This window comes from Janthinobacterium sp. YR213, assembly GCF_900099875.1.
Lineage (GTDB): Bacteria > Pseudomonadota > Gammaproteobacteria > Burkholderiales > Burkholderiaceae_D > Janthinobacterium > Janthinobacterium lividum.
Map to the genome: position 1 here is coordinate 449,635 of NZ_FNDA01000005.1, position 21,435 is coordinate 471,069.

The 21,435-nt window shown below is 60.7% G+C and carries 13 protein-coding genes; 6 read left to right on the top strand and 7 right to left on the bottom strand.

Annotated features, from left to right (window positions below; translation table 11 throughout):
• Positions 1-56: 56 nt before the first annotated feature.
• From tldD to BLT98_RS23050, 3 genes are read right to left on the bottom strand one after another with little or no spacing between them, the layout of a single operon-like run.
• Positions 57-1,517 (bottom strand): metalloprotease TldD, encoded by a 1,461-nt coding sequence (tldD, locus tag BLT98_RS23040; protein WP_092611803.1) that lies wholly within the window; start codon positions 1,515-1,517, stop codon positions 57-59.
• A 21-nt stretch (positions 1,518-1,538) separates the two neighbouring features.
• Positions 1,539-2,339, bottom strand: a complete 801-nt coding sequence (locus BLT98_RS23045; protein WP_034782501.1) for a carbon-nitrogen hydrolase family protein — start codon at positions 2,337-2,339, stop codon at positions 1,539-1,541.
• 30 nt (positions 2,340-2,369) lie between these two features.
• A complete protein-coding gene (locus tag BLT98_RS23050) occupies positions 2,370-6,530 on the bottom strand; it encodes a YhdP family protein (RefSeq protein ID WP_348272743.1) in 4,161 nt (1,386 codons plus the stop codon).
• Positions 6,531-6,612: 82 nt separating this feature from the next.
• On the opposite strand from BLT98_RS23050, the gene glnE reads away from it, so the two are divergent.
• The 3 genes from glnE (at position 6,613) to BLT98_RS23065 (ending at position 10,660) form a co-directional block, all read left to right on the top strand.
• Positions 6,613-9,543: a bifunctional [glutamate--ammonia ligase]-adenylyl-L-tyrosine phosphorylase/[glutamate--ammonia-ligase] adenylyltransferase gene (gene glnE, locus BLT98_RS23055; protein ID WP_280141256.1), complete on the top strand. Its 2,931-nt coding sequence runs from the start codon at positions 6,613-6,615 to the stop codon at positions 9,541-9,543.
• Between the two features lie 13 nt (positions 9,544-9,556).
• Positions 9,557-10,333 carry a YoaK family protein gene (locus tag BLT98_RS23060; RefSeq protein ID WP_070280971.1) on the top strand — a complete coding sequence of 259 codons (777 nt, stop codon included), beginning with the start codon at positions 9,557-9,559 and terminating at the stop codon, positions 10,331-10,333.
• A 138-nt stretch (positions 10,334-10,471) separates the two neighbouring features.
• On the top strand, positions 10,472-10,660 hold the full coding sequence (locus tag BLT98_RS23065; RefSeq protein WP_070260030.1) for a hypothetical protein: 189 nt from the start codon (positions 10,472-10,474) through the stop codon (positions 10,658-10,660).
• 57 nt (positions 10,661-10,717) lie between these two features.
• On the opposite strand, the gene gap is transcribed toward BLT98_RS23065, so the two are convergent.
• Together gap and tkt are read right to left on the bottom strand one after the other, a co-directional pair.
• Entirely contained in the window at positions 10,718-11,728 is a 1,011-nt protein-coding gene (gap, locus tag BLT98_RS23070; RefSeq protein ID WP_010395244.1) for a type I glyceraldehyde-3-phosphate dehydrogenase, read from the bottom strand.
• A gap of 76 nt (positions 11,729-11,804) precedes the next feature.
• Complete coding sequence (gene tkt, locus BLT98_RS23075; protein ID WP_070280969.1) at positions 11,805-13,802, bottom strand: transketolase; 1,998 nt, start codon at positions 13,800-13,802, stop codon at positions 11,805-11,807.
• Between the two features lie 188 nt (positions 13,803-13,990).
• Between tkt and BLT98_RS23080 the strand changes: the two genes are divergently transcribed.
• Positions 13,991-14,716, top strand: a complete 726-nt coding sequence (locus BLT98_RS23080; protein ID WP_092611809.1) for a 16S rRNA (uracil(1498)-N(3))-methyltransferase — start codon at positions 13,991-13,993, stop codon at positions 14,714-14,716.
• A 110-nt stretch (positions 14,717-14,826) separates the two neighbouring features.
• On the opposite strand, the gene BLT98_RS23085 is transcribed toward BLT98_RS23080, so the two are convergent.
• Positions 14,827-17,892, bottom strand: coding sequence for a TonB-dependent receptor (locus BLT98_RS23085; protein ID WP_070260036.1), 3,066 nt, complete (start codon positions 17,890-17,892; stop codon positions 14,827-14,829).
• Between the two features lie 178 nt (positions 17,893-18,070).
• On the opposite strand from BLT98_RS23085, the gene BLT98_RS28935 reads away from it, so the two are divergent.
• Complete coding sequence (locus BLT98_RS28935; protein ID WP_139144283.1) at positions 18,071-18,259, top strand: hypothetical protein; 189 nt, start codon at positions 18,071-18,073, stop codon at positions 18,257-18,259.
• A 201-nt stretch (positions 18,260-18,460) separates the two neighbouring features.
• Here BLT98_RS28935 and BLT98_RS23090 read toward each other — a convergent pair whose 3' ends face one another.
• Positions 18,461-19,249, bottom strand: coding sequence for a tetratricopeptide repeat protein (locus tag BLT98_RS23090; RefSeq protein WP_139179358.1), 789 nt, complete (start codon positions 19,247-19,249; stop codon positions 18,461-18,463).
• A gap of 500 nt (positions 19,250-19,749) precedes the next feature.
• Between BLT98_RS23090 and BLT98_RS23095 the strand changes: the two genes are divergently transcribed.
• Positions 19,750-21,381, top strand: coding sequence for an NAD(P)/FAD-dependent oxidoreductase (locus BLT98_RS23095; RefSeq protein WP_092611815.1), 1,632 nt, complete (start codon positions 19,750-19,752; stop codon positions 21,379-21,381).
• Positions 21,382-21,435 lie beyond the last annotated feature (54 nt).

Here is a 21,435-nt window from a genome sequence, read left to right on the forward strand (position 1 = left end):
CAGCGAGCAACGCAAACTCAAGAGTGGGCTGCGCAGTAGGTTCCTGAAATGGCGATCTAAGCCGTCCCGCCGACCGTGATGCCATCCAGGCGCAAGGTCGGCTGTCCCACGCCCACGGGCACGCTTTGCCCCTCCTTGCCGCACACGCCCACGCCCGAATCGAGGCGCATGTCGTTGCCGATCATGGAAACGCGGTTGAGCACGTCCGGGCCGTTGCCGATCAGGGTGGCGCCCTTCACCGGGTAGCTGAGCTTGCCGTTTTCAATCATGTACGCTTCGCTGGCCGAGAAGACGAACTTGCCGTTCGTGATGTCGACCTGGCCGCCGCCGAAGTTGACGGCGTACAAACCGTTCTTGACGGACGCGAGGATCTCGCCCGGGTCATTGTCGCCGCCCAGCATATATGTATTCGTCATGCGCGGCATGGGCAGGTGGGCGAACGATTCGCGGCGCGCATTGCCCGTCACGGGCATCTTCATCAGGCGCGCATTCATGGTGTCCTGGATGTAACCCTTCAGGATGCCGTCCTCGATCAGGGTCGTGCACTGCGTCGGATTGCCCTCGTCATCGATATTCAGCGAGCCGCGCCTGCCCGCCAGGGTGCCGTCATCGACCACGGTGACGCCCTTGGCGGCCACGCGTTCGCCGATGCGGCCCGAAAACGCGGACGAACCCTTGCGGTTGAAATCGCCTTCCAGGCCGTGGCCGATCGCTTCGTGCAGCAGGATGCCGGGCCAGCCCGGTCCCAGCACGATGGTCATGGGGCCGGCGGGCGCCGGGCGCGCTTCCAGGTTCACCAGGGCCGAATTGACGGCGTCCGTTGCGTATTGTTCCAGCACGGCATCGCTGAAATAGTCATAGCTGAAACGCCCGCCGCCGCCGGCCGAGCCCGTTTCGCGGCGGCCATTCTGCTCCGCGATCACCGTCAGCGAGACGCGCACCAGCGGGCGGATGTCGGCCGCCAGCACGCCATCGCTGCGCAGCACCAGCACCACGTCGTATTCGCCGGCCAGGCCCGCCATCACTTGCACCACTCTGGGATCTTTCGCCCGCGCCATCTTTTCCACGCGTTCCAGCAATTGCACCTTGGCCGTGGCATCCAGCGAGGCGAGCGGATCGTTGGGCAGGTACAAGGAACGGCCGCCCTGCGCAAGCATCTGGCCCGCGATCCTGATTTTGCCGGCGCCGGCACGCGCGATGGTACGCGTGGCCGCCGCAGCTTCCAGCAGGGCCCGCTCGGAAATATCGTCGGAGTACGCAAAGGCCGTCTTGTCGCCAGACACGGCACGCACGCCCACACCCTGGTCGATGGAAAAACTGCCCGTCTTGACGATGCCCTCTTCCAGGCTCCAGCCTTCGCTCTTGGTCGACTGGAAGTACAGGTCGGCATAGTCGACCTTGTGTGTAAACATCGTGCCCAGGGCTTTCAACAGCTTGTCTTCATCCAGGCCGAACGGCGTGAGCAGGATATCGCGCGCCACGGCCAGGCTGGACAGATTGGGTTCAAATGGGATCATGGTTCTTTCTCACAATTCAATTCACATGGTGCGGTGCGCCAGGGCGGGCAGCGACTCGCGCACGCCGGCCAGGAACACCAGGTCGATCTCGCCGCTCACCACACCCTCGCCTTCGGGCAGCACGGCTTTCACTTCGCCCCACGGGTCGATCAGCATGCTGTGGCCCCAGGTGCGGCGGCCGTTCGGATGCAAGCCGCCCTGCGCCGAGGCCAGCACATAGCACTGGTTTTCGATGGCGCGCGCGCGCAGCAGCACTTCCCAGTGGGCGCTGCCCGTCGTATGGGTAAACGCGGCCGGCACGACGATCAGCGCGCAATCGCCCATGGCACGGTACAGCTCGGGAAAGCGCAGGTCATAGCAGATGGATAGGCCGACCCGGCCGAACGGCGTCTCGATCGAGCGCACCTGCGCACCGGGCACGATGGTGCGCGATTCATTGTACGACTCGGTGCCGCGCGTAAAACCGAACAGGTGGATCTTGTCGTAGCGCCCGGCCGGCGCGCCTTGCGGGTCGTACACCAGCGTCGTATTGAGTACCTTGCCCTCCTCACCGGAAATCAGGGGCAAGGTGCCGCCGATCAGCCAGATGCCGTGCTGGCGCGCCATCTGCGCCATGCCATCCTGGATCGGCCCGCTGCCGGGCTGTTCCGCATGGGCCAGCTTGTCCGTTTCCTGCTTGCCCATGATGGCCCAGTATTCGGGCAGCACCACCAGCTGCGCGCCACCGGCGGCGGCCTGCGCCACCAGCCGGCGCGCCGTGGCCAGGTTGTCTTCCACGGAGGGCGAGGAAATCATTTGTACTGCTGCGACTGTATGCATCATTGCCACCTCTTATCCATTCGAACGCCTCGCCTATTTCGCCACGGCCTCCACGGCTGCAGCGGCAGGCACGGCGACAGGTTCCAATTTACCACCATCGAGCTTGGTCACGACGGGCGATTTCCACGGGCCGGCGATCTGCATGTGGTAAGTGAGCGCCTTCATCACGGGAGCGCGCAGGAACAATTGCGCCAGGAAACTGCCCAGGCCGATGACGGGATTGACGGCCAGCGCGTACACGAGCGGCCCCGTGCCCAGGTTAAATTCGGGGATCACCACCACATGCAAATTCGTCGTTTCATTGGCGATATCGGCCGTGCCATCCATCAGCACGGTGGCCGCCACGCCATGCATCTTGAGGTTGTCCGTGGTCACGACGCCGCGCTTGATGCTGGCGTTGGCCGTGATACCGTCGAAGGCCAGGCCTTCGGAAAACACATCGTGGAAATCGAGTTTCAGCAAGCGGGGCAAGGCTTGCAGGCTGAGCACGCCCAACAGCTTGGCCGCGCCCGGATCCTGCTTGAGGAACTGACCCGATTCCACGTTCATCTCGATCTGCCCCGACAAGGTGGGAATGTCGAGCGAATACGGCAAGCCATTCCAGGCGATGTCACCGCTCAGGCGGCCCTTGCCGCGACGCACCGTATCGGCAAAGCCGAAGCGGTCGAGCAACTTGCCTGCATCGACGATATCGAGGCCAAAACGCAGGCTGGTCGTGCTTTGCCCATCCTTGATGACCCATTTGCCATTGCCGCTCAGCGCGCCATCGGGGTTCGACAGCTGCAGCTTGCCCACGCGCCACTCCCTCCCGCCTGCCGCCATGGTGTTATAGGCCTGCAATTCCAGCCGGCCGATCTTCTTGTTGAACAGTTCAAATTGCTCGGCGACGATATCGAGCGAAGGGATCGACTGGGCGCCGCTTTTTCCTTCCAACAGATTCTTCACGTCGTTGGCGGCCGACTCGGGAATGATCAGCGACGACAGGCGCGCCGTCATCTTGCCCAGGCCGGACGGCGTTTCCAGCCACGTTACATAGCCGGACACCTGCTTCGCGTCAATATTGGCTTGCCACACATCCTTTTGATGTGTGGCGCCCACGACCACGTTTTCCAGCTTGCGCTCCCCCAGCATCAGTTCGCTGGCACGGGCCGCCATCATGTCCGGCACCACGTATTGCGCAATATCGGGCGCATCGTCGGCGGCACCGCTGTCGGCGGGGGCCGTGCCGCTGCCGGCGATTTCACTGCCGGCGGCAATCCAGCTGTCCACGTCCAGGGTTTTCATGTTGACGTTGAACATCATGCCGCTGTCCGGTTCCGGCGCCGGCACATTCACGCCGATGCCGCCGCGCACCAGGCGCCAGGCATCCTTGCCCTGCTTCTGGCGCTGGTAGCGGGCAGCGATGCCGGAACCCAGCGCGATGCGGATATCGTCCGTGCGCAAGCCCGCGCCGTTGGCCGCATTGCCCGTCAGGGTGAATTTCACGGGCAGGCTGTCGCCGGCCGGCTTTTTCAGGGGGGCGGGGAAATCCAGACCCAGGCCCGTCAGAGGCGACTCGACATTGACGACCACCTGGTGGTCGCGCGCCGTGATCAGGCCGCTGTAACGGGCGCCGCCATTCAAATGTTTCGCCAGGCGCTGCAGCACGGGCGCCGGATAGGTCTTGCGCAAGCCGTCGATCGTCATGTTGCCGGCCAGTTTCACCTGGATGGAACTGTCCGGCTGCGTACCGCCCGAAATGGCCAGCGGCCCGCCCAGCAGGCTGCCATTCAAGCCATTCAGGTTGACGCCTTTTTCGTTGAATTCGATCTTGCCCTGCGTGCCGAGCACGGGCGGCATGTCGTGGAACAGCACCACGTCGTTGCCCGCCAGCTGCAAGCTGCCCTGCACGGTCGACTCGAGCATGCGCTCTGTCGGCAAGTGCAATTTGAGGGCCAGCTTGGCGTTGCCCGTTGCCGTCGTTTCATCCGTGAAATGCTCGATCCAGCCGAGCACGGGGCTGGCCGTCACGTACTTGAGGAATTCCTGCATCGGGCCGGCCGCATTGCCCTCGATATCGAGCAAGGTGTCGAAGACAGTCAGGTCGGGGATCACGGCTTTGACATTCGTCAAGGCCACACCGCCCGTGGTGGCCGTGTCGCCGCGGATTTCCATGCGCGCCCGCTCGAACACGAAACTGCCCTTGATCTTTTCCGCCTGCGGCCACAGCGGTGCCTTGCCGGCCTGGGGGCCGCTTTCCGCAAATTCGCCGGGCGCGTAGTTCAGCGTGCCATTCTCGATCTTGCCGGCCACGCGGAAGTCACCGCGGTTGCGCTGGGCTGGGGTGTCGGCCTTGAAGGGGAAATGTTCGAGTTCGCCGCGCAGGCGCAGGCTGACATCGCGCGCCACGCCGCCCTCCAATGCGCCCGTCAGCCAGTGGCGCAGGTGCTCGGGCGTTTGCAGCGGCAGATAGCGGCCGATGGTGTTGATCTGGAAGTTGTCGATCGTGCCCGTCACATCCACCTGCCCCAATTTGCTGCCGTCGAGCGGCAAACGCTGCGAACCATGCAAGGCGACCCGCATGCCTTGTTGATTAAAATCAAGCCTGTCCAGGTCAACTTGCAGCATATTGTCTGCTTGGAAAGCCCAGCGCGCCTCCATTTCGAATTGTTCGAACGGCAAGGCCGGCTCACTCAAGTAGGAGGCCAGTTGCAATACCAATCCCTGTGCATCGATATCGATCTTGCCGCCCTTGTCACTGGCGTCGATACTGCCCGTCAAATGATCGAAACCGGGGATAGCCGGTGCGGCCGCCTGCGCAGGGCTGGTCGCCGTCTTCGCCACGGCCAGGCGCGCCGGCTGCGCATTCAGGCCCAGATCGATGAGCTTGCCGCGCAAACGGTAGCTGACCGGCGTCGCCATCTCGCCTTCCCATTGCGCAGAAAAGTCCTGCAAACGCCCGCGCGGCGCCAGGGCGTCGAGGCGCTGGCGCTGCTGTTCACCCAGCGGCAGCTTGTCGGCCAATGCGGCCAGGGTCTGCAAATCGAGCGACTTGGCCGTGATTTCCGTACGCGCCGGCTTGCGCTTCGTGGCGGCAACAAAGCGTTCGGACAGGGTCGTGGGCGGCAGGCTGAGGCCATCGCGGGTTTCCACCGCAAAATTCGTCAACTCGACCTGGTGCCCATTCGCGCCAAAGGTGGGCTTGCCGTCCGGCACCTGCGCCGACAGCTCTTCCTTTGCCGAAATGCGCCCGCTGACCGACAGCAAGTCGAGCGGCGCGATATGTTCGCCCAGCTGCGCCTGCACATCCGTCAAGCCCACGTCGGCCGTGAAGCCGGCCAGGCGCGCGTGATCCAGGCTCAACCAGGCGCGCAAGGCGCCCTTGCCCTGGCTCAGTTCAAACGGATAGTCGAGATAGCGGCGCCAGGCGGCCAGGTCGGCATTTTTCAGGTCGGCGTACAGTTCCCCCTTCCACATCGACACATCCGAGATGCGCGTGCTGAAAGGCGGATGCGTGAAGTGGGCGCGCACATCGATGGGCGCGGCCAGGCTAGGGGGCGGCGTGGCCTGCAAGCCCAGCCGGTGGCTGCGCCAGCGGTTGCGCAACAGCACATTGACCTGCGATAAAGCCAGCTCGGGTGTGCCGCGCGCTTCGTCCGTCCAGCGCACCTTGCCGTCGCGAATGATGATGTCATGCTGCGACAGCAGCCAGTCGGCGCCCTTGCCATCGCTGCCTTGCGTGCTGTCGATCAATACCCCGGCTACGTACAGCTTGCCATCCTTGCTGCGCCGCACGTCCAGGTCGGGCCGCGTGATTTCCAGGGTAGTAAAGCGCACGGAGCCAAGCACGCTCCACCACGACACGGTAGCCGATATGCTCGGCAGGCTCAACGCCTGGCGGCCCGCCTGGTCGCGCAGGGTCACGTCGCCAAGGAAGAGATTCGGGCGTACGCCATGCCAGGAGGCATAAATGCGCGCAATGCTGACAGGGTTGCCCAGCGCGCGGCTGGCCGCCCGCTCGATATCGCCTTTGTAGTAATCGATATTCGGCAAGATCGCGTAGCGCAGGAATAAAAACAGCACGGCGAAGGCGAAGTACGCCAGCAATACCAGTTTGATGGTAAAACCCAACACATGGTGGGTGGCCAGGTTGGCCATGCGATAGGCGGCACGCAGCCGCTGCCAGCGCAGGGCCAATGGCACATGTTCTGTCACGCTTGCTTCTGGCGGTTTTTGCATCAATAAGCTAATAAACTGGCCCGGCGTCAAATAATGGCAAAAATCGTCTGCATTCGTGGTGCGCGCCTGCATCCTTGCGCTTGCGTCTGAGCAAAGCCTCCCTTACCATCGTCCGGAAGAGCACGCACTGCCGGCGGTATTGGGCCGGCGGCACAATTTTACCGCATCCCCCGCCGTTCGCAGCCAAGTTAAGCAAGAACATGCACGCAGCATCCACGAGACACTTACCGATACCATGAGCACACAGCCTTTGATCTCCGCCTCCCGTTTCTACCAGCGCTGGCTGGACGCCGCCCCCGAGCGCGCCGCGCAGGTGGCGCAACTGGTGCGCGCGCCGCTGGACGGGCTCGACTTTGCCGCCGAGTTGGCCGCCCAGGCGAATGCCGCCACGCCGCCGCTGCCGCCCGAGCGGGCCATGCGCCGCCTGCGCAACCTGCTCGTCTGCGGCCTGATCGCGCGCGATCTTGGCGGCCAGGCCGACTTGAACGAAGTCGTCACGGCCATGACGGGCTTTGCCGATTTCGCCATCCGCACGCATGTGGACGCCATCATGGCCGAAATGGTGGCCCTGCACGGCATGCCTGTCGGCGAGGAGTCGGGCGAGGAACAGGCCTTGATGGTATTGGCGATGGGCAAGCAAGGCGGCGGCGAACTGAATGTTTCGTCGGATATCGACCTGATCTTTGTCTACCCGGAAGATGGCGACACGCAAGTCACCGTGGCGGGCCAGCGCAGCCTGTCCAACCACGAGTTTTTCATTCGCATGGGCAAGAAACTGATCGCCGCCCTGGCCGAGATCACGCAGGATGGTTTTACTTTCCGCGTGGACATGGCCTTGCGCCCGAACGGCAATTCGGGGCCGCTTGCCGCCAGCCTCAGCATGGTGGAACAGTACCTGATCGTGCAAGGGCGCGAATGGGAACGCTACGCCTGGGTCAAGGCGCGCGCCGTAACGGGCAAGGCCGAGGATATCGCCTCGCTCGACGCCATCGTGCGCCCGTTTGTCTTCCGCCGCTACCTCGATTTCGGCGTCATCGATGCCATCCGCACCATGCACGGCCAGATCCGCGCCGAGGTCAACCGCCAGGAACGTCTGCACCCGGACCGCAGCAACAACGTCAAGCTGGGCCGTGGCGGCATCCGCGAAATCGAATTCCTCGCGCAAGTGTTTCAATTGATACGGGGCGGGCGCGACGCCGAGCTGCGCGAACGTTCCACGCGCGCCACCCTGCGCACGGTGGCAGACAAGGGCTTGCTGGAGCCGGCCATCGTGGAACAGTTGCTGGGCTCCTACACCTTCCTGCGCAACCTCGAACACCGGCTGCAATACCTGGACGATGCGCAAACCCACACCCTGCCCGCGAATGACGCCGATCGCCTGACCGTGGCGCAGATGATGGGCTTGCCCGACACGCCCACCCTGCTGGCCCAGCTGGAAGCACACCGCGTATTTGTCGCCGGCCAGTTCGACGAGATGTTCAGCGACAAGAGCAGCGGCACGCCGCCGGCCGACACGGGCATCGACCCGCAAACGTCGAATGACTGCGCCGCATCCGACCAGCAGGAAGCCATCGAAGCGCGCTTTGCCGCCCTGGGTTTCCATGAGCCCGCCGCCTGCGCGCGCCGCCTGCTGGCCACGTGGCAGGCGCCCCGTTTACAGTCCTTGCCCGAGGCGAGCCGCACGCGCCTCGTCGCCCTCGTCAATTCCGCCCTGCCCCTGATCACGGATTGCTCCGTGTCCAACGGCAATGCCAGCCAGCTGGCCACCCTGGGCCGGCTGCTCGATTTCCTGGAAGCGATTGCGCGCCGCTCGGCCTATCTGTCGCTGCTGACGGAATACCCGCATACGCTCGAGCGCGTCGTGCGCATGGTGTGCGCCAGCGGCTGGGCCGCCACCTTCCTCACGCAGCACCCGATCCTGCTCGACGAACTGCTGGATGAGCGCATCCGCAACACGGTGCCGGACCCGGCCGCCCTGGCGCTCGACCTGCAGCGCCAGCTCGACGACGCGCCCGGCGACACGGAGCGGCAGATGGATATCCTGCGCGAAATGCACCACGCGCAGCTGTTCCAGTGCCTGGCGCAAGACCTGGCGGGCGACCTCAGCGTGGAAAAACTGGCCGACTACCTGTCGCAGCTGGCCGACATCATCGTCGCCGCCACCGTGCAAGCCGTCTGGCAAACCTTGCCGACGCGCCACCGCGACGTGCCGAAATTCGCCGTCATCGCGTACGGCAAGCTGGGCGGCAAGGAACTGGGCTATGTGTCCGACCTGGACGTCATTTTCCTCTTCGACGACGACGACCAGGAAGCGCCCGGCCTGTACGCCAAGCTGGCGCAACGTTTCATTACCTGGATGACCTCGCACACGTCGGCCGGCATCCTGTTCGATATCGACATCGCCCTGCGTCCCGACGGCGCCTCGGGCATGCTGGTTTCCAGCGTGCAGGCATTCGAGCGCTACCAGGGCAGCGCAGCCTGGGTGTGGGAACACCAGGCGCTCACGCGCGCGCGCTTTTGCGCCGGAGATACCACCATCGGCAAGCATTTTGAGCGCATCCGCGACACGATCTTGCGCAAGGAGCGCCCGGAAAACGGTCCGCTCAAGGGCGAAGTGGTGGCCATGCGCAAGAAGATGCTGGATGCGCATCCACCCCGCCCGGGCAGCTTTGACTTGAAGCAGGATCCGGGCGGCATGATCGATATCGAGTTCATGGTGCAATACCTGGTGCTCCAGCATGCGGCACAGTATCCGCAACTGACGGCCAACTCGGGCAATATCGCCCTGCTGCGCCTGTGCGGCGAACTGGGACTGATCGACGCCCAGCTGGCCGCCCTGGTCGCCGACGCCTACCGCACGCTGCGCAAGCTGCAGCACCAGTTGCGCCTGCAGGGGCAGGACCTGGCCCGCGTGGAACCGGAGCGCGTGCGCGTGCATGCGGATAACGTCGTGCGCCTGTGGCAAGCCATCTTCGGCGCCGCAGCCTGAGGCCGGCCCGGGCATGCCGCTCCATTACCTGTCGCGCCTGAGCGGATCGGCGCGCGATACGCAAGCCAACCTGCAGCTGGGCTGCGTGCTGGCGCTGGTGGCGGGCGCCGTGAATGCGGGCGGTTTTCTCGCCATCGGCGGCTATACCTCGCACATGACGGGCATCGTCTCGGGCATGGCGGACGACCTGGCGCTGGGCAATATCACCGTGGCCCTGGCAGCGCTGGGCGCATGGCTGGCCTTTGTCAGCGGTGCGGCCGTCACGGCCATCATGGTGAACTGGGGCAAGCGGCGCCGGCTGCACAGCCAGTTTGCCGCCAGCCTTCTGCTGGAAGCAGCCTTGCTATTGCTGTTCGGCTTGACGGGCAATTACCTGGCCGCCATGCCCGACGTGCTGGGCCCCGTCACCATCTTGCTGCTGTGCTTTGTGATGGGATTGCAAAACGCCATCATCACCAAGATTTCGGGCGCCGTCATCCGCACCACGCACGTGACGGGCCTGTCCACCGATATCGGCATCGAACTGGGCAAGATGGCGTATTACAACCGGCGCCACCTGCCGGACCGGATGGTGAAGGTCAACCGCGGCAAGCTGAGAACGCACAGCCTGCTGATCGCCTGCTTCTTCATCGGCGGCGTCAGCGGCGCCCTGGCCTTCAAGCACATCGGCTTTCCCGCCGCCACCATCCTGCTCGCCGGCGTGCTGACTCTGCTCTCCGGCGTGCCCGTGCTGCGCGACTTGCGCCTGCTGTGGCGCTTTTACCGGCGCCGCCTGCACGCCTGGCGTTAGCAGGAATATTTTTCTTTATAGCAATAAATTGCTAATTTTAATGCTAATATTTTTCTGCGTCTGGCCGGTTCACCATGCCTGCCGTGGCGGCCTTTTGATTTGACACCCTACCGTTGTCCAATTGTGAAAGCGAGAAAAATGATTTCCATTAAAAAAGCCCTGTTTATCTTTGCCATCGCCGTCGGCGCCGCAGCTTCGTTCTCCAGCACGGCCGCCGTGCGCGCGTGGATTCCGTCGGAAAACTGCGACTACATCCTCAACATGTGCTACCAGGGCGTCGAGGCGTCGTGCGAGCAGTGGCGCAACCAGTGCGAACCCAAGGAATAAGCTGGCAACAGACGAAAAAAACGCCCCGAAGGGCGTTTTTTGTATGCTAGCCAGGAATTACTTGGCCGACATCAGTGCGACAGTGGTGTCGAGCATGCGGTTCGAGAAACCCCACTCGTTGTCGTACCACGACGATACTTTCACCAGGCGGCCCGACACTTTGGTCAGGGTCGAATCGAAGTTCGACGAAGCCGGGTTGTGGTTGAAGTCGATCGAGACCAGCGGTTCGGTCTGGTACGTCAGGATGCCTTCCAGGGCGCCTTCCGAAGCGGCCTTCATCAGGGCGTTGACTTCTTCCACGGTGGTGTCGCGCTTGGCGATGAAGGACAGGTCGACCAGCGACACGTTGATGGTCGGCACGCGGATGGCGAAGCCGTCCAGCTTGCCATTCAGCTCAGGCAATACCAGGCCCACGGCGGCAGCGGCGCCCGTCTTGGTCGGGATCATGCTCATGGTGGCCGAACGGGCGCGGCGCAGGTCTTCATGCATCACGTCGGACAGCACCTGGTCGTTGGTGTAGGCGTGCACGGTGGTCATCAGGCCCGTTTCGATGCCGATGGCGTCGTTGAGCGGCTTGACCAGCGGTGCCAGGCAGTTGGTGGTGCACGAAGCGTTCGAGATGACGGTGTCGGTCGATTTCAGTACCGAGTGGTTGACGCCGAACACGACGGTTGCGTCGACATCCTTGCCGCCTGGTGCCGAAATGATGACTTTTTTCGCGCCGCCCTTCAAGTGAGCCGAAGCTTTCTCTTTGGTGGTGAAGAAGCCCGTGCATTCCAGCACGACGTCCACGCCCAGCTCGCCCCATGGGATTTCAGCCGGATTACGCTGTGCGAATACGCGGATCGGATCGCCATTGACGATCATGTTGTCGCCTTCGACGGTGACCGTGCCCGGGAACTTGCCGTGCGCGGTGTCATAGCGGGTCAGGTGGGCGTTCGATTTGGCATCGCCCAGGTCGTTGATGGCAACGATCTGGATATCCTGTTTCTTGCCGCCTTCGTAGAAAGCGCGCAACACATTACGGCCGATGCGGCCGTAGCCATTGATTGCAACTTTGATCGTCATACTCTGCTCCTGATTAAAAAAGAAGGTACATGCACGGCCCTGGCAAGTGCATCGCCAGGGCCGTTAGAAATCAATATTAGCCAGCGATAACGGCTTTGACCTTGGCCACGACGTTCTCGACCGTGAAGCCGAAGTGCTTGAACAGCACGCCAGCCGGAGCCGATTCGCCAAACGTGTCGATACCGACCACGGCGCCTTCCAGGCCCACGTATTTGTACCAGAAGCTGGTCACACCCGCTTCGATGGCCACGCGCGGCACGCCTTTCGTCAGCACGCTGGCCTTGTAGGCGGCGTCCTGGCGGTCATACACGTCGGTCGACGGCATCGACACCACGCGCACGTTGATGCCTTCGGCCGCCAGCGCGCTGGCGGCGGCGACAGCCAGTTCCACTTCGGAACCGGTGGCGATCAGGATCGCCTTGGCATCGGCCACGTCGTTCAGCACATAGCCGCCGCGGTAGATGTTGTCGATCTGTTCGGCGCTACGCTCCTGGTACGGCAGGTTCTGGCGCGAGAAGATCAGGGTCGACGGGCCATCCTTGCGGCGCACGGCGGCGCCCCAGGCAGCGGCCGACTCGACGGTGTCGCATGGACGCCAGTTGTCCAGGTTCGGGATCAGACGCATCGACGAGACGTGCTCGACCGATTGGTGCGTCGGGCCGTCTTCGCCCAGGCCGATCGAATCGTGGGTGAACACGAAGATCGAACGCAGCTTCATCAGGGCAGCCATGCGCAGGGCATTGCGGCTGTAGTCGGAGAACGTCAGGAACGTGGCGCCGAACGGGATGTAGCCGCCGTGCAAGGTGATGCCGTTCATGATGGCGCTCATGCCGAATTCGCGCACGCCGTAGTTGATATGGTTGCCCGGCTGGCCCGAACGCACGGCCACGCACTCTTTCCAGTTGGTCAGGTTCGAACCGGTCAGGTCGGCCGAACCGCCGAGGAATTCCGGCAGGGACGAAGCCAGGGCCTGGATGGCGTTCTGGCTGGCCTTGCGGGTGGCGATGTTTTCTTTTTTCTCGACGCAGGAAGCGATGGCGGCCGACAGCGCCGTTTCAAACGCGGCTGGCAACTCGCCCTGCATGCGACGCGACAATTCTGCGGCTTGCTGCGGGAATTCACGGCTGTAGGCGGCAAAGCGCTCGTTCCAGTCCGCTTCCAGCAAGGCACCTTGTTTCTTGGCATCCCAGGCCGCGTACACGTCGGCCGGCATCTCAAATGGCGCGGCATCCCAGCCGATGTATTCGCGCACGGCAGCGATTTCCTTGTCGCCCAGCGCGGCGCCGTGGACCTTGTCGCCGCCTTGCAGGTTCGGCGAACCCTTGCCGATGATGGTCTTGCAGCAGATCAGGGTTGGCTTCGATGCGGTCTTGGCGGCGGCGATGGCGGCAGCCACGGCGGCAACATCGTGGCCATCGACGGCGCGGATGACGTTCCAGCCGTACGCTTCGAAGCGGGCCGGGGTGTCGTCCGTGAACCAGCCTTCGACTTTGCCGTCGATGGAAATGCCGTTGTCATCGTACAGGGCGATCAGCTTGTTCAAGCCCAGGGTGCCGGCCAGCGCGCACACTTCGTGCGAAATACCTTCCATCAGGCAACCGTCGCCAACGAAAGCATAAGTGTAGTGGTTGACGATGTCGTAGCCAGGCTTGTTGAATTCAGCAGCCAGCAATTGCTCCGACAGGGCCATGCCGACGGCGTTGGCGATGCCCTGGCCCAGCGGGCCGGTAGTCGTCTCGATGCCTGGCGTGATATCGACTTCCGGGTGGCCCGGGGTTTTCGAATGCATCTGGCGGAAAGCCTTGATGTCATCCATCGACAGGTCGTAACCGGTCAGGTGCAGCAGCGCGTAATGCAGCATCGAGCCGTGGCCGTTCGACAACAGGAAACGGTCGCGGTTCTGCCATTTTGGATTCGCGGGATTGTGGCGATAGTGACCACTCCACAGAGCAACTGCGATCTCGGCCATGCCCATCGGCATGCCTGGATGGCCGGAGTTGGCCTTTTGTACAGCGTCCATTGCCAGTGCGCGGATCGCATTGGCCATTTTGGTAGTCGGGAGCGTAGTTGTCATGATGGTGTGGGTCAGTCGCGAGTTTGGGATTCGTTTGCAACAGCACGGACAGGGAAGCCGGCTGCTTTCTGTGGTCAAGTATTTTACCAGACTGGGGGGCCGCAAATTAGAATTGCGGCGTACTGGCCAGCCAAATGGCTATACTTTGACGTCTTTCCACCCCACATATACCCCCGTTGAGGATTTGCATGCCGCGTTTTTTCTGCCCCCAGCCGCTCGTTGCCGGCACCACCATCGCCCTGCCGGAGGCTGTCGCCCACCATATTCAGGTCGTGCGCCTGGCGCCGGGCGATGTCATCACCCTGTTCAATGGCGAAGGTGGCGAAGTGCAAGCGAGCCTGGTGACGGTTGCCAAGCGCAGCGTGACGGCTGAAATCCAGACGCACATAGCCCGCGAAGCGGAGCTGCCGTATGCCGTGACCCTGGCGCAGGCGCTGCCGGAAGCATCCAAAATGGACTGGATCATCGAAAAAGCCATCGAACTGGGCGCGGCGGGCATCGTGCCGCTGTCGGCCCAGCGCTGCGTCGTGCGCTTGTCAAGCGAACGGGCCGAAAAAAAACTCGCGCATTGGCAAGGCATTATCGTTTCCGCTTCGGAACAATGCGGGCGCAACCGCCTGGCGCAGCTGGCACCGCTGCAGGATTTCAATAGCTGGAGCAGCCAGCAAGATTTACATAAACGCATCATTTTGACGCCGCGCGCGGAGCAGTCCCTGGCCGACTGGGCCCGCCACCATCCGCCGCAAGCCATCACCGTGATGGTAGGACCGGAAGGCGGGTTTTCGGAGGCGGAAGAAAAGGCGGCCCTCGCCGCCGGCGCCATCGGCCTGGCCATGGGCCCGCGCATCCTGCGCACGGAAACGGCGGGCCTGACGGCGCTGGCCACGCTGAGTGCCTTGTGGGGCGGGATGTAAGCAGTCAAGACTGGACGAGCAGGCAAAAAAAACCCCGCTAGCTTGCGCTAGCGGGGTTTTTCTTTTCCCCTCTTGCCGTGAGACACGGCAAGGGGTGAAAAACAAGTCAATTAAAACTTGTAGTTGTACTCGGCGGTCAGACGCACGGAACGCGGTGCGGTGTAGCTGATAACGCGGCCGTAGGTTGGGCTGACGTTCAACGAGCTGTCCACGTTGTACGTTTCGTCCAGGGTCTGCACGGTTTGCTTGTTGAGTACGTTAAATACGTCAACTTTCAATGCCAGACCTTTCACCAGTTGCGGACGGTAGGACAGATTCATGTCCAGACGCGTATCCCAAGGCAGGGTGCCTTTCGAGCCGCGTGGCGAAGCAGCACCATCGCAGTAGAAGTAGACCGAACCATAGTCCACTTCGCCAGGAACGTTAGGGTTCCAGCCGAAGCAGTTCTTCGGACGCCCCGAAGCCAGCAAGGCGTTCGCGCCGACAGTCCACTCAGGGTTCAGTTCATAGAAACCGAAGGCCTTGATTTGGTGCTCGCGGTTGTTTGGCAGCAAGCCGTTGGCATTCACCATCAACTCCGGATTATCCCAGGTCGACGTTGCGGCAACGTCGGTTTGGGCATTGTCCGAACGGGTTTGACCTTCGGTATTACCTTTGCTACGCGACCACGTGTAGTTCACACGGCCATACCAGCCATCACGCATCGGATGCTCAGCAAACAGATCGATTGCCGTGTACGTACGTTTCGCTTCATCAAAGCCCAGCTGTGCTTTGGTCAGGTGAACTTTCGTGTAGTTGCTGCGGGTACCAGCATAGTCGACCAGGAAGGTGTTGTCTTTACCTGGGTTAAACGATGCACACGAAAAACCGGAGTAGTTCGACGTATCGATATTGTTATCAACAGCGTAAGCATCGATCAAACGGGTATCGCAGTAATCATCGATGGTGGCTTTCAATTGGCGATAAGTCACTTTCGCGCCAAAGTTCAGGCTAGGCGAAAACGCTTTTTCGAAACCGATGGTCAACTCATCCTGATACGTTGCCTTGATATCCTGGGCAACAACGGTTTTTGGATCCTTGTACTGACCCAGTTCGTTGTTGACCGAGTAAACCGGTGCCAGCGATTGCAGGCCCGTCGGCTGACCGTAAGCGTCGGTACCCGTGTAGGTGTAGCCTTCACGTGTCAGTGTCGAACGGCTGCCACCGCGAACGGCAAGGTGGGTCGGGATTTGCAGAGCATAACGACCAGCGCTACCGTACACTTTCAACGAGGCATCACCGTTGACGTCCCATGCCGCGGCAAAGCGTGGCGAGATCATGTTCTTCACTTCCAGGAAGGTATCACCGTCGCCGTTGACGTTTTTAAAGCCTTCGTTACGAATGCCCAAGGTCAGCAACAGGTCCTTCGTGGTTTGCCAGCGGTCTTCCAGGTATTGTGCGCTTTGCTCGGAACGAGCATCCGTCACGCTGGAGAACAGGCGCTTGCTGACCCAGTAACCCTGGGAAGCCAGCAGACCAGGATTGTTCGAGGTCTTCACGGTGCTACCACCCAACTGCAGCGGCACAGTACCGTCACCAACACCGTTTTTACGGGTTTGGCCATACACCCAGATACCGCCGCCGCCATAGATGTCACCGACGTTGGTCGAGGTCAGCTTGTTGTCATCCAAACCGCCACGGATGGTGTGGTTGCCAATCTTGTATTCCAGATCCAGACGGGTAGACTTGATTTTGCTGGCCGAGTCGTTAGCGGAAACAGCACCGTTCAAGGTTTGCGGGCTGCTGTAGTTCAAGCCAGGCGCGCGGACATTGCTGGCGGCGCTGATCTGGAACAGATCCGCAGGTGCGGTACCGATCGGATCATAAACAGCCGAGTTCGGCGTTTTGCTTTGACCGTACAGGGCATTGACCGTCAAGTTTTCAGTCAGGTTACCCGTGTAGCGAATAATTTGCGTTTCTGCACCAACCGATGGCGAGAAGTCTTCGCTGTTCTTGTAGTGCTGCGATGCGGTCTTGGCAAGACGACGGCTGTTCGTGTAGTCGTAGCCATACAATTGACGGTCGGTCTTGGCTTCGTCGCCCAGCAACGTCATTTCCAGACGGTGATCATCCGTGATATTCCAGTCAAACTTCGCCATGTAGCGGTCGATCTTGTGCTGGTTCGACTGCCAGCCAGTGGTGGCGTTCGATGCCGAGGTACGGGTACCCAGCGCGGCGTCGGTATCGAGACTGCGCGATTCAAACGCGGCAAACATGAACAGTTTGTCTTTGATGATCGGGCCACCCACATAGGCGCCATACGTCTTTTCCGAGCGCGAGCTGTCGTTGCGGCGCAGGTACAGCGTATTGTCGGTCGCGGCGTTCGACGTCGCGCCAGTATTCGGGTAGTAATAGTCTTTTGGCGTCGAGCGCAGACCATTAGGCTCGATGGCAACCTGGGCACCGAATTCCCAGTTGTTGGTACCGCTCTTCGTCGTGACGTTGACCACGCCGCCAACCGAACGGCCAAACTCGGCGCCGAAGCCGCCGGTCAGGATCTGTGCCTGGGCAATCGCGCCGAATGGCAGTTCCGATGCGCCCAATTGGGTCAGCGGATTGGTAACTGGGAAACCATTGATGTAATACGCATTTTCCGAAGCGCCGCCGCCGCCGAACGATGCGCCGGCAGAGTAACGGGAGTCAGCACGGGTCGTGTTAGGCGCCAGCTGAATGATCGCGGCAACGTTTTGCGCGATAGGCAATTTTGCCAGTTCTTTGGCGGTAAACGTCGCGCCATTGTTCGAGCTCGAAACGTCGATGCGACTACGACGACCGGTAACCTGCACTGCCTGTACCGCGCTGCTGGCGAACGATGCATCAACGCCTTGACCCACGATAACATCGGTTTCAACGGTGTTGACGGTCTTGCCGTCGCGCACCAAGTCAATCTTGTAATGGCCTGGAGCCATGCCCGACGCAAAATAGCGACCCTCGGCATCGACCGTCACGGTACGTTTGGTACCAGTACCGATATTTTGCAAGACAACGGAAGCGCCAGCGGCTGCGCCATCGACCGTACCGTAAATATTACCGGCAGCGTTAGATTGCGCCATTGCGACAGGAACGACAGCTGCAGTCACCGCAGTCGCACTAAATGCAATCGCCAATGCACGCACTAAGACAGTTTTTCTAAACATGTGATTTCCTAATTATAGTTAAGCTTTTCTCGTGGATCAGCTTGGATAGAATGCATACAACAAATCACGGTCAATATTATTTTAAGTCCCGATTTTCCCCACTCCGTCATTTTATGACAGGTCATATAGTCCTATAGCCGGTCCCCTAGCTAGCTGACTAGACAACATATGGAAACATATGCAAACCTTAACTGTCAACAAACAGAACAGAATGGTGCGCAGAAACAACACACCTGCACAAAAAAGGTCAGAAAAAATAAACACACCCAAAAATGGTGCGGCAATGCACAATTTTGATGCGTGGAAAAGGCATAAAAATGCATATGCAAATACGTTTTTAGCGCGTTGCCAGCTCTTGCATGTATGAAAAAAGGGAGGAGTGCGGCCGCAGGAAGCGGTTATGTGCGAGTGCGCAAATAGAGACCCGCTGCCCGCCACGCACCGCCCAAAACCTCACGAATAGGGGGTGCGCTGACGGGGATCGAACGAAATATGCAGCCGCTATCAGATGGCTAAACGTTTCTGCTCTGGAATAGGATTCAAAATAAATAAATTATCATTTAAATAATTATTTCTTTTTGTATGCAATACGCTTCATCTCTTGCAGGTTGCGCAAGTTTCTCTCTTCCTGATCATTATCATTTTCCAATTTCACCAACTGGGCTTTATGTTGTGCATTGCTGTTATAAACAAATTCTTCAGTATCTTTTTTCCAGCGAACATTATCGGCAATGATTCCATCCGCGACCTTCTGGCTGTCATTTGCTATTTTTTTATACGTCTCAGAAATCAGTACATCTGCCTTGACAAATTCCTCATTGCTCATCAGCTTAAGGATATCTGGCGGAATAGTATTTGTTATTGGCATCGCCGCATTCAGATTCTTTACGAAACGCCCATAACAATCCACCCATGCATTAACGGCAGAATTCACCGAAGTAATTTCAGTATTTTTAGTAGACACCTTGGGAATTACTGGATGGGTACAATTAAATTTGCCATAGACGACATTGGCACCGTCAAAGTTGGTAGTGTAGTAAGCGATGTCGGTTTTGCGTGCGCTCCGTTGTTGCACCAGATCCAGTGATGCGGCCGCTTCCGGGTTGCCGCTGGCAGCAGCCTGCTTGAGCCAGTACGTCGCCTGCGCTACGTCCTCTGTCGTGCCTTCACCAAAACCGTACATTTCACCCAGCTGCAATTGCGCGGCACTGTTACCCTGCTTGGCCAATTTCGTGAACTTCTGGAACGCAGTTGAAAAATCCTTGGCTTCCCACGACTTCTGAGCATCGGCAAGGTCATCTGCATGTACAGCCCCGAATGCCATCATTAAGCAAAAGCTGAGTGTAATTTTTTTCATCTTGACGTCCACTAGAAAGTTGATCGGAATAAAAGAATTTTCTGCTGGCAGGTTCGTTGCTCGTACGGAAGCAGTAGCAGTTCCCAGAAGGCAAATACAGCCCGACGAGTGCTTTAATCGTAGCTCAGAAATACGGGTTCCGCAATTAATAAGTTTGGCAAAAGGATCACATTTTTACGGCACTGTTAAATAAAAAAGACAAGCAAACCGTCACACCTCGTTAACTATTTATATTGTTTACACGCAACCGAGCCATCCATGGCAAATCGAGGAAGACGCGGCCGTCATGCAACGTCCGCCTCACATACCCGCCAGCCATCATTGACATGCTCTGCAAATAGCAGCGCTAGGGGTAAAATAGCGCCTGGACTGCGCTCTTCCCTCCCTGGCAAAACCTTCTCATCGCAAGTTATGGTTGGCAAGGTGCAACAGCTTGCCGGGCAGTCTTTGCGTGCTTTATTCATGGGGCCTAGATAGCCCCCAACCTTGGACCCATCATTATGTTGCGACTCAACGAAGTAAAACTCCCCCTCGAACACGACGAAGCGGCCCTGCCCGCCGCCATCCTGGCGCGCCTGGGCATAGCCGCCGCCGATTTGCTCGGCTTTACCGTCTTCAAACGCAGCTATGACGCGCGCAAGCGCAGCGCCGTGGTGCTGATTTACTCGCTGCACGTTGAAGTCAGGAACGAGGCCGCCGTGCTGGCGCGCCTGCAGCACGATGTGCACCTGATGCCCGCGCCCGACACCGACTACAAATTCGTCGCCGGCGGCGAACAGCTGGCCGGCCACACCAATGAACCGCGCCCCATCGTCATCGGCACGGGCCCCTGCGGCTTGTTCGTGGCGCTGATCCTGGCGCAGATGGGCTTGCGCCCCCTCATCCTGGAGCGGGGCAAGCAGGTGCGCGAACGCACGGTCGACACTTTCGGCTTCTGGCGCAAGCGCGAACTGAACCCGGAATCGAACGTGCAGTTCGGCGAAGGCGGCGCCGGCACCTTCTCGGACGGCAAGCTGTACAGCCAGATCAAGGACCCCAAGCACTACGGCCGCAAGGTCTTGACGGAATTCGTGAAGGCGGGCGCGCCTGAAGAAATCATGTACGTGAGCAAACCGCACATCGGCACCTTCCGCCTGGTCAAGATGGTGGAAGAAATGCGCGCCAATATCGAACGGCTGGGTGGCGAATACCGCTTCAGCAGCAAAGTGGTCGATCTCGACATCGTGCCAGGCAGCGATGGCGGCCAGGTGCGTGGCGTGGTGCTGGACAATGGCGAAATCATCGCCAGCAACCACGTCGTGCTGGCCATCGGCCACAGCGCGCGCGACACCTTCGAGATGCTGCACCGCCGCGGCGTGTACATCGAAGCGAAACCGTTTTCGATCGGCTTCCGCGTGGAACACCCGCAATCCCTGATCGACAGCTGCCGCTTCGGCCCCAGCGCGGGCCACCCGATCCTGGGCGCGGCCGACTACAAGCTGGTGCACCACGCCAGCAATGGCCGTTCCGTCTACAGCTTCTGCATGTGCCCGGGCGGCACGGTGGTGGCGGCCGCGTCGGAACCGGGGCGCCTGGTGACGAACGGCATGAGCCAGTATTCGCGCAACGAGCGCAACGCCAACAGCGCCATCGTGGTCGGCATCACGCCGGCCGACTACCCGGGCGACCCGCTGGCCGGCATCGCCCTGCAACGCGAACTGGAAGAGCGCGCGTTTGCCCTGGGAGGCGGCAACTACGATGCGCCAGGGCAATTGGTCGGCGACTTCGTCGCCGGCCGCGCCTCGACCGAATTTGGCAGCGTGGTGCCGTCGTACAAGCCGGCCGTACACTTGACGGACCTGGCGCCATCACTGCCCGAATACGCGATCACGGCCCTGCGCGAAGCGTTTCCGGCGTTCAACAAGCAGATCAAGGGCTATTACAAGGCCGACGCCGTGCTGACGGGCGTGGAAACGCGCACCTCTTCGCCGATCCGCATCAAGCGCCGCGACGACGACCTGCAAAGCCTGAATACACGGGGACTGTTCCCCGCGGGCGAAGGCGCCGGCTATGCGGGCGGCATCCTGTCGGCGGCCGTCGACGGCATCAAGGTGGCTGAAGCGGTGGCGCTGTCGATGGCGGCACGCGGCTAAGCACGCTGTCCCCGCTCTGCAGCGTGACGAAAAAAAACCGGCATCATGTGCCGG